This window comes from Methylobacterium sp. 37f (assembly GCF_023093475.1).
GTDB lineage: Bacteria > Pseudomonadota > Alphaproteobacteria > Rhizobiales > Beijerinckiaceae > Methylobacterium.
On record NZ_JAGHKN010000030.1, the window covers coordinates 60216 to 68039 of the forward strand.

Genomic DNA, 7824 nt, shown 5'->3' on the forward strand with positions numbered 1-7824 from the left:
CGCGCGAGTGGGGGGATTTGATGGCCGGGAATGTCGGCTTCCGACCTGTCTGATTGCGCTCCATCATGGGCAGCCGCGCTGGTGACGCTGAAGCCGCGGACGAACCCATGCTTGCAGTCGTTCGAGACATGCATCTTGTACCCGAACACCAGAATGGCGATCTCGACCTTGGCCTTAGCACCGTCCGCCTTTGCGGGCCGTGCCTTGGCTCGTTTCAGGGTCCAGCGAGCATCGCGATCCTTTTGTGCGAGCTTCTTCGGTCTTGCCGCCCACGCCTCCGGGATCCTGCCTTCCTTCGGAGCCGCCTTCTCGGCATCGGTGTTGCGCTGACGCGGAGCTGCGATGATCGTGTCCCTTGGCGTGGTGTAGCTCGGTGAGGGCCACCACGAGGACCGGCTTGGGCGGGGAGGATCAAGCGGCCAGGGTCGGCAGGCTGACGAGGGGATCATCGCCGATCGGGGGTGATGCTTTCCAGGGTGATGGAGCGGGAGCGCTGGACGGCCCATTCATCGTTTCGTTCGAGCAGGATCGCGCCGACGAGACGTGTGATGGCAGCCTCGTTGGGGAAGATGCCCACGACCTCGGTCCGGCGTTTGATCTCGCCGTTCAGGCGCTCCAGCGGATTCGTGGAGTGGAGCTTGACCCGATGGGCGGCCGGGAAGCCCGTCGGCCAGCACGTCGGGCTCGGCCGTGTCCATCAGGGTCGCGAGCTTGGGCACCTTGGGGCGGAGCTGATCGGTGACCCGCCGCCATTGCAGACGGGCCGCCTCCGCGTCGTGCCTCGAGCGAACGCGGTGGCGATGAAGGCCGAGACGACGCGGCGACCCGAGCGGCCGGCATGGGCGAGGACATTCCTCATGAGGTGGACCCGGCAGCGTTGCCAGGTTGCGTTCGACGGGCCGACGTCCATGCCGAGGACTTCGCGGCGACCGTCAGTGTTCACGCCGACCGCCACGATGACGGCCACCGAGACGATCCGGCCGTCCTGGCGCACCTTCACGTAGGTCGCAGCGATCCAGAGATACGGCCACTCGCCCTTGATGGGGCGCTCGAGGAACGCGCCCACCCGCTCGTCGATCTCCTGGCACAGGCGCGAGACCTGGCTCTTCGAGACACCGGTACCACCCATGGCCTGGACGAGGTCGTCGACCGAGTGGGTCGAGATCCCTGGATGTAGGCCTCCTGGATCACCGCGGTGAGCGCCTTCTCGGCCATCCGGCGCGGCTCCAGGAAACCGGGGAAGCACGGGCCCCTCTTGAGCTTGGGGATGCGCAGTTCGACCGTGCCGGCTCGCGTCTGCCAGTCCCGGTCACGGCAGCCGTTGCGCTGGACCAGCCGCTCGGCACTCTTCTCACCGTGGGCTGCCCCGATCTGCTCGCCTACCTCCAGTTCCATCAGGCGCTCGGCCGCAAAGCCGATCATCTCGCGCAACAAATCCGCATCGGCACTCTTCTCGAGGAGGCCGCGCAGAGTCATCATCGCGTCGGTCATCGGGGATCTCTCGGGTGCGGGGTTGGTCGTCGCAACCCGACCCTACCCGGCAATCGCCGCCGACCACCCGTCAGCTACACCACCGCCTGGGACGCGACCAGGACTTGGCCCCGTGGCGACAGACCCGTCACCGGGGAGTACCAAGCTCCTGAGGCTGGCAATCTGCAGCCAACAGATCGGGGCCGGCTCTGGCCGATTGGACAAGCCCGCCCCTCAAAGCGAGGGCGTAGGAGGGCAGCCTACCCTACCGAGCGCTTGCGCCCGCCGATCGTCCGTTCTTCGCCGACAGGAACTGCACGTTCAGACTCATGCCCAACCGATGCCGCACGGCACAGTCGAACTGGCGTCCGTCGGCATCGATGATGATCTCGAACCGATCCGGCACCTGCGCCGCCTGACCGAGATGCAATCGTGCGCCGCCCTCCGACAGGTCGCGGATGGAGCAGGCAATGCGTTCGCCACCGGGCAGGCGGATCCCGGCCTGCAGGAGGACGCGCGTTCTTCGCTCGGTGCGCCGCTCCTCCATCCCGATGGTCCAGTTGTCCAGCCCCGTGCTGATGCTCGACACCCCGTCGGCGGCCTGCTGCATACTGCCCAGGATCTTGCCCGTGGCCTGCGCCTGCTCATCCATCGAGGCGGTGACGCCATCGACATGCTGGCTGATCGTGCCGATTGCCGCCGTGATCGTCGCCAGGGTCGTCGCGACCTCGGTGGAGACCGCCTGCATACCGGCGATCTCGTCGCTGATCCGGTTCGTGGCGGCCGCCGCCTGACCGGCCAGGTTCTTCACCTCGGTCGCCACGACCGCGAAGCCGCGCCCGGCCTCTCCGGCGCGGGCCGCCTCGATCGTCGCGTTCAGGGCCAGGAGATTGATCTGCTGGGCGATGTCCGTGATCATCGTGGCGACGCCACTCATCGACCGCGCCGCGCCGCGCAGCCGCTCGGTGGCGGCATCCGCCTCGCCGGCCCGGCCATGGATGTCGTCCACCACGGTCTTGGACTGAGCCATGCTGCGGGAAATTTCCAGAGCGGCAGCGTTCATGGCGTCCGCCGCATCCGTGACCGCCTGGACGTTGTCGAGGGTGCGTTCGGCGGCCTCGACCGCAACGGAGCGCGCCTTCATGTTGGCCGAGACGTCGCTAGCGTACTTCACGATCTTGGTCAGGCGGCCGGCGGGATCGAAGATCGGGTTGTAGCTCGCCTGGATCCAGACGGGCCGGCCGCCCTTGCCGAAACGCTGGAACATGCCCGAGGCGTAGTGGCCGGCGCGCAGGCGGTCCCAGAACGCGGCGTAGTCGGCCGTCTGCGCATAGCCGGGCTCGACGAACATCGCGTGCGGCCGCCCCCGGATCTCCTCGATCCCGTAACCGAGCGCCGACAGGAAGTTGGCATTGGCGTCGAGGACCGTCGCGTCGGGCGCGAACTCGATCACCGCCTGCGACCGGTTGACGGCCGCCAGCTGACCCATTGCGTCGGCGACCTGCAGCTTCTGCGCCGTGATGTCGGTGGCAAACTTCACCACCTTGATCGGGACGCCATCCCGGTCGCGGATCGGATTGTAAGTGGCCTGGATCCAGATCTCGCGCCCACCCTTGGCGATGCGCTTGAACTCGCCCGAGCGGAACTCGCCTCGGCCAAGATCCGCCCAGAAGGCGCGATACGCCGCCCCCTCGCGCTCGGTCGGATCCACGAACAGGCTGTGATGGAGTCCCTGGACCTCGTCGAGCCCGTAGCCCACAGCAGCCAGGAAGTTGGCGTTCGCATCGAGGATCGTTCCGTCGAGGGCAAACTCGATGACGGCCTGGGAGCGCTGCAGGGCTTCGAGCTGCCCGTCATGGTCGATGTTGCGCAGCACCTGCGGGGTCACATCGGTGGCGAGCTTGACCACCCGGGTCACGCGCCCGGCGCGGTCGAGAACCGGGTTGTAGGTGGCCTGGATCCACACCGCGCGGCCGTCTTTCGCGAACCGCTTGAACTCGCGCGTCTGCGGCTCGCCACGACCCAAGGCGTTCCAGAAGGCGCGATAGGCCTCGCTTCCCTGCTCCGCGGGGGACACGAACCGGGCGTGATGCTGCCCCGTCAACTCGCCGAGGGTGTACCCCATCAGGTCGAGGAAGAGCGTATTGGCGGTGAGCACCGTGCCGTCAGGGGTAAACTCGATGCGGGCTCTGGACCTGTCGATAGCGGCCATCAGCGCGCGCAAGTCAGAGTCGAAAAACGCCACGGAGCAGCTCCTGCGATGCGCTTTCGCATCTGGAGGCTGCCTAATCGACTTCGATTAAACAAAACCGAAACATCTTAAAGGCGAGTGCCGGTTTATATTCAATCATCAACAAAGACTGTTTCACAGCGTTGTGATTTGCACCCTCCAGGCCAAGTTAAACTATGTTGTTGCTTTGCGAGAGAAGGGGGTCTCGAGCGCGCCACACCCTGGCCGACGAGACCGGCGTCGGCTTCCGCGAAGGGCCTGTGTCGATGCGGCTCGCGGCTCCTGCATGAGCCGTCCCGTCTCATCGACTCGGCAGATCGCGTTTCCTCTAGAGGGACGTCGAGCCCGGCAAAGTACCTCGTGGCTGTTCCATCCTGATGCTGTGGCGATCCAACCTCGACCACGATCTCACATCTCGATCGGAGCAGCCGCCTTCAGCCGACCCGCAGCGTGACATCAATCACCCCATAGGAACCGGCCCGGGACAGCAGGCCAGGTCGTGAAACAGATTGAGACGCTTCGCTCTCCTGCCCTCCATCACGCGGCGGCTCCGCGCCGACCGCGAAGAGAAGCGCGTGACCCGCAGGAGCGATACATCGGGACCCGGACACATCGATGGGGAGACGCTTGCCTCGCGAACCTCCTTTAGAACAGCTCCTCGGTAAGCCAACCAGGACGGTCGTTTCAGTGCACGCATGTTTTCGCGCGAATCGGATCCCCAACGGGGAGGCGGGGGCTCCAGGCCCGCAACCCGCTCCTCCTTCTCTCCATCTCGCCACAGCGGCGTTCCGCGCTCTTGCGACGTGGCGTTCGTTCGACGGGATCGCCTGCGCGATTTGGGCAGCCGTCACCGCTCAGGTGGCCCCACCATCGTGATCGCCGAGGCGCGCGTGTTGCGCTTTTGTTCTAGGCGATGGGCGGGGCAATCGGGCATAGTTTCGGCATGCGCCTGATGCTTTGGTCTGCCCTCCTGCTGATGAGTTTCGCGCCGCAGCCCGCGGTCGCCGAGTCGGGTTCCGGGTCCGAGGTCGGGCTCGCGGCCCTCGAACACGCTTGGCACGACTGCGTCCGGGAGGCCTTTGCGCATCAGCCCCGGACCCAGAGCAGGGCCGCGTCTCAGCGCAGCGCCCTCGACGAATGTCAGGCCCAGGAGGACGCCTTCGTGGCCGCCGCGATGACGGCGGAGACGACTCGGCCGCAGGAGCGGATCGGCCGGCATCTCGCGCTGGCGGACCGGGCTCGGGCCTGGGCCGCCTCCGTCGCCAGCGACGTCATCGATCCGGTCTCGTCCTGGTTCGGCGCCTGGCGGCGCTGAACACGCGCGCAGCGAAAGTCGACAGGCGCGCAGCATGGCTCGACAGGCGCGCAGCATGGAACGCCAGGCCGATCCCGGGACAGCCCACCAGCACGAACAGCGTGATCAGGGCCCGCCCGAGATGAGCGGCCCCGAAGACCGTATCGGACAGGAGGCCGAGGAGCGGCGGACCGGTGCCCGAGGCCGACAGGGTCACACCGGCGATGAAGAGCGCGCTCACCCGCCCCCGCAGCGCCACCGGCGTCAGCAGCTGCACCCCCGTGACGGCGGCCGGAGCCGTGAGCCCGAGCATCGCCGTCAGGACGGTGAAGGCGGTCAGCGACAACGTCCGGTCCGGCACCACCGCCATGACGACCGCCAATGGCAGAGCGGCGAGGAGGCCGAGGCCCAGCATCCGCGAGCTCGCCGCCCGCCGACGGGCGCGGTCGATCCGCCCCAGGATCAGGCCGGCGGAAAGATGGCCGAGCGGACCGCCGACCAGCAGCAGCAGGCCGAGCACGATCCCGCTCTCCGATGGGCTCATGCCGTGGCTGCGGACGTAGAGGGTCGGCCCCCAGGCCACCAGGGTCCGGCCCATGAGGACGGCGCAGGCCGCCGCGACGCAATGGGGCAGATAGAGCCTCCAGCGGCGGCGCATCCAGGCCCAGGCCGGCCTCAACCCGCCCCGAGGGGCCGGCGGAGCCCGGAGCGGCGTCAGGCGGATGGCGGCCAGGATCAGGAGGAGGTTCGGCAGGCAGGCCAGGACGAAGAGCGCCCGCCACGGCGACAGGGCGCCGAGGCCGGGAAAGACCATGCCGCCGCGCCCCGCAAGCCACGCCAGGGTCGCGCCGCCGGCGAGCAGGGCACAGCTCTGGCCCAGGCTGCCGCTCGCAGTGAACAGGGACACATTGAAGGCCACCCGGCGCGGGACCGACCCGTGCGCGATCAGCGAGAGGGAGGCCGGGGCGAGGCCAGCCTGGCCGAAGCCGAGGGCCAGGCGGCTGAGACACAGGCCCCAGAACGATCCGGCCAGGCCGAATCCGAGGGTCGCCAGGGTCCAGATCGCGATGCTGGCGACGAGGATTCGACGCTGGTGGCCGCGATCGGCCAGGCTGCCGAACAGCGGCATCGTCAGCGCGTAGAAGGCGACGAAGGCGGAGCCGTGGAGAACCCCGAGCTGGGCGTCGCTCAGGGCCAGCGCCTCCTTCACCGGAGTGGTCACGAGAGTGAGGAGGAAGCGGTCGCTGGCCGCCGAGAGCTGCGCGAGCGCCATCAGCACCAGCGAGCCGACGCCCAGGAGCGTCCGGCTCGGGACCGACGCGGCCGCCCTGCCCGGGCCTTCACGCATGCGCGGCGCGCTGCGGACGGTCTGGGCGGATCGTCCGGGCGGCGCGCATCAATACAGCTCGCTGTGCCACTCGGCGAGAGGCCATGTCTGGTCGCCCCGCACCCCCGTCTGGGTCCGCATCTGCTGCATGGAGGCCCGGAACTGCCCCGGGGGACGGCCGAAGGTCGTGCGGAAGGCGCGGTTGAAGTGCTGCTCGCTGGTGAAGCCGTAGGCGTAGGCGAGCGTCGCGATCGAGCGCGTCTCGCCCTGGCGGCGAAGGGCATCCCGCACCCGCTCGAGCCGTCGCTGCTGGACGAAGCGGGCCACGCCGCCGTCGCGCAGGAACGCGCGATAGAGCAGGCTGCGGGAGATCCCGAGACTGGCCGCGATGGTGTCCGCGCCGAGGTCGCGATCGCCCAGGTGCTGCTCCACATGGACCTCCGCTGCCCGGCGCCGGACCACGTCATCGGAAGCGTCGTGCGTGGCCGCCCAGACCACGGCCTCGGCCGGAGCGGCCTGCCCGCGGAGGGCGGCGGCCAGGAGCATGCCCAGAACGGCGCTCGATCGCGACGCGACCGTGGGATCCAGCGATTCCGAGCGCCGGGTCAGGGAGACGATGAAATCGGCGACCAGGCCTCCGACGCGCTCCGGCAGGATCGCGCCGTGGAAACGGCGGACGTCGGGCGCCAGGGGCTCGATCAGCTCCCGCGCCACCGGCGTCGAGATCTGATGGACGTCGTGGGCCCGGCTCAGGTGGGGCAGCGTGTTGTCGCAGACGAGGATTTCTCCCGGCCGCACCCGGCGCTCCTGTCCGGGAGGCCCGGCCACCAATTCGCCCGCGAGCAGGAGATGGAGGGTGACGTGATCGAAGCCGTCCTGCCGGACGCGCTGCGGAGAGCGGCTGTGCTGGATGCCGTTGAGGTGACGCTTGAACAGGATCATACGATCCAGGCGGTAGGCCTGGACCTGGGCGCGGAAGTCCGATCCGATCCTGGCGACATCGGCGCCGCCGGAATACAGCTCCCGATACGCCTCGAATGCGAATTCGGGACCCAGCCGCTGCGTGGAGAAGGCGAAGGACGGAAGCGACACGTCTGGCTGAACCCGGTGGGAGTCATCAGGAGGACCGGCCGACTGGGATCAAACGATTCGACCTCAAGTCTTCCTGATTAGGGTGGTTCCCGGATAGACGACAAGGCACGGTTTCGTGAAGTCAAAAAATGCTGAGTAATCTGTTTGATATATCCCAACCCGAGCACCCACAAAGCCCGACCAGCGGCGGTGGGCTTGCCCGATTTGCAATCAAGCGCCAACACAGAATTTTCATAATATTTTTTCTTATTGTGGCCTGTAAGAATCCGAATTGATCCCGTGGCGGTCTTTATTTATCCAATCCTCGAACCGGCCATGCCGAGACGAGCCAGAACGTGGACCAAGACGTTGACCCGGAAATGGTGTCGGGCGCGGCAACGCCTCGGTAACCGTTACGCCCTAAATCTGGCG

The 7824-nt window shown here is 67.6% G+C and carries 5 protein-coding genes and 2 pseudogenes; 1 reads left to right on the top strand and 6 read right to left on the bottom strand.

Features of this window, described 5'->3' with window-relative positions; translation table 11 throughout:
- Nucleotides 1-53 precede the first annotated feature (53 nt).
- The 4 genes and pseudogenes from J7U37_RS18320 to J7U37_RS18335 all read right to left on the bottom strand — a co-directional run.
- Nucleotides 54-350 (bottom strand): annotated as a pseudogene (locus tag J7U37_RS18320) (IS5/IS1182 family transposase); the annotation flags it as partial.
- Nucleotides 351-445: 95 nt separating this feature from the next.
- A pseudogene (locus J7U37_RS18325) lies at nucleotides 446-1108 on the bottom strand (transposase); the annotation flags it as partial.
- Nucleotides 997-1491 (bottom strand): transposase, encoded by a 495-nt coding sequence (locus J7U37_RS18330; RefSeq protein ID WP_348773003.1) that lies wholly within the window; start codon nucleotides 1489-1491, stop codon nucleotides 997-999. The gene J7U37_RS18330 and the pseudogene J7U37_RS18325, both read right to left, overlap by 112 nt.
- Before the next feature lie 244 nt (nucleotides 1492-1735).
- The gene (locus tag J7U37_RS18335; RefSeq protein WP_247636614.1) at nucleotides 1736-3682 is read right to left on the bottom strand and encodes a PAS domain-containing methyl-accepting chemotaxis protein; all 1947 of its coding nucleotides are present in this window, start codon (nucleotides 3680-3682) and stop codon (nucleotides 1736-1738) included.
- Between the two features lie 970 nt (nucleotides 3683-4652).
- On the opposite strand from J7U37_RS18335, the gene J7U37_RS18340 reads away from it, so the two are divergent.
- Nucleotides 4653-5015: a hypothetical protein gene (locus J7U37_RS18340; RefSeq protein WP_247636607.1), complete on the top strand. Its 363-nt coding sequence runs from the start codon at nucleotides 4653-4655 to the stop codon at nucleotides 5013-5015.
- Here the strand turns inward: J7U37_RS18340 and J7U37_RS18345 are convergent.
- Nucleotides 4972-6342 (bottom strand): MFS transporter, encoded by a 1371-nt coding sequence (locus tag J7U37_RS18345; protein ID WP_247636608.1) that lies wholly within the window; start codon nucleotides 6340-6342, stop codon nucleotides 4972-4974. The two genes, J7U37_RS18340 and J7U37_RS18345, sit on opposite strands and share 44 nt — an antisense overlap.
- Nucleotides 6343-6390: 48 nt before the next feature.
- A complete protein-coding gene (locus J7U37_RS18350; RefSeq protein ID WP_247636609.1) occupies nucleotides 6391-7413 on the bottom strand; it encodes a helix-turn-helix domain-containing protein in 1023 nt (340 codons plus the stop codon).
- Nucleotides 7414-7824 lie beyond the last annotated feature (411 nt).

Bases quoted from the DNA above. Each gene is read 5' to 3' on its own strand.
- J7U37_RS18330 (WP_348773003.1), bottom strand. From the start codon at position 1,491: ATGACCGACGCGATGATGACTCTGCGCGGCCTCCTCGAGAAGAGTGCC.
- J7U37_RS18335 (WP_247636614.1), bottom strand. From the start codon at position 3,682: ATGGCCGCTATCGACAGGTCCAGAGCCCGCATCGAGTTTACCCCTGAC.
- J7U37_RS18340 (WP_247636607.1), top strand. From the start codon at position 4,653: ATGCTTTGGTCTGCCCTCCTGCTGATGAGTTTCGCGCCGCAGCCCGCG.
- J7U37_RS18345 (WP_247636608.1), bottom strand. From the start codon at position 6,342: ATGCGTGAAGGCCCGGGCAGGGCGGCCGCGTCGGTCCCGAGCCGGACG.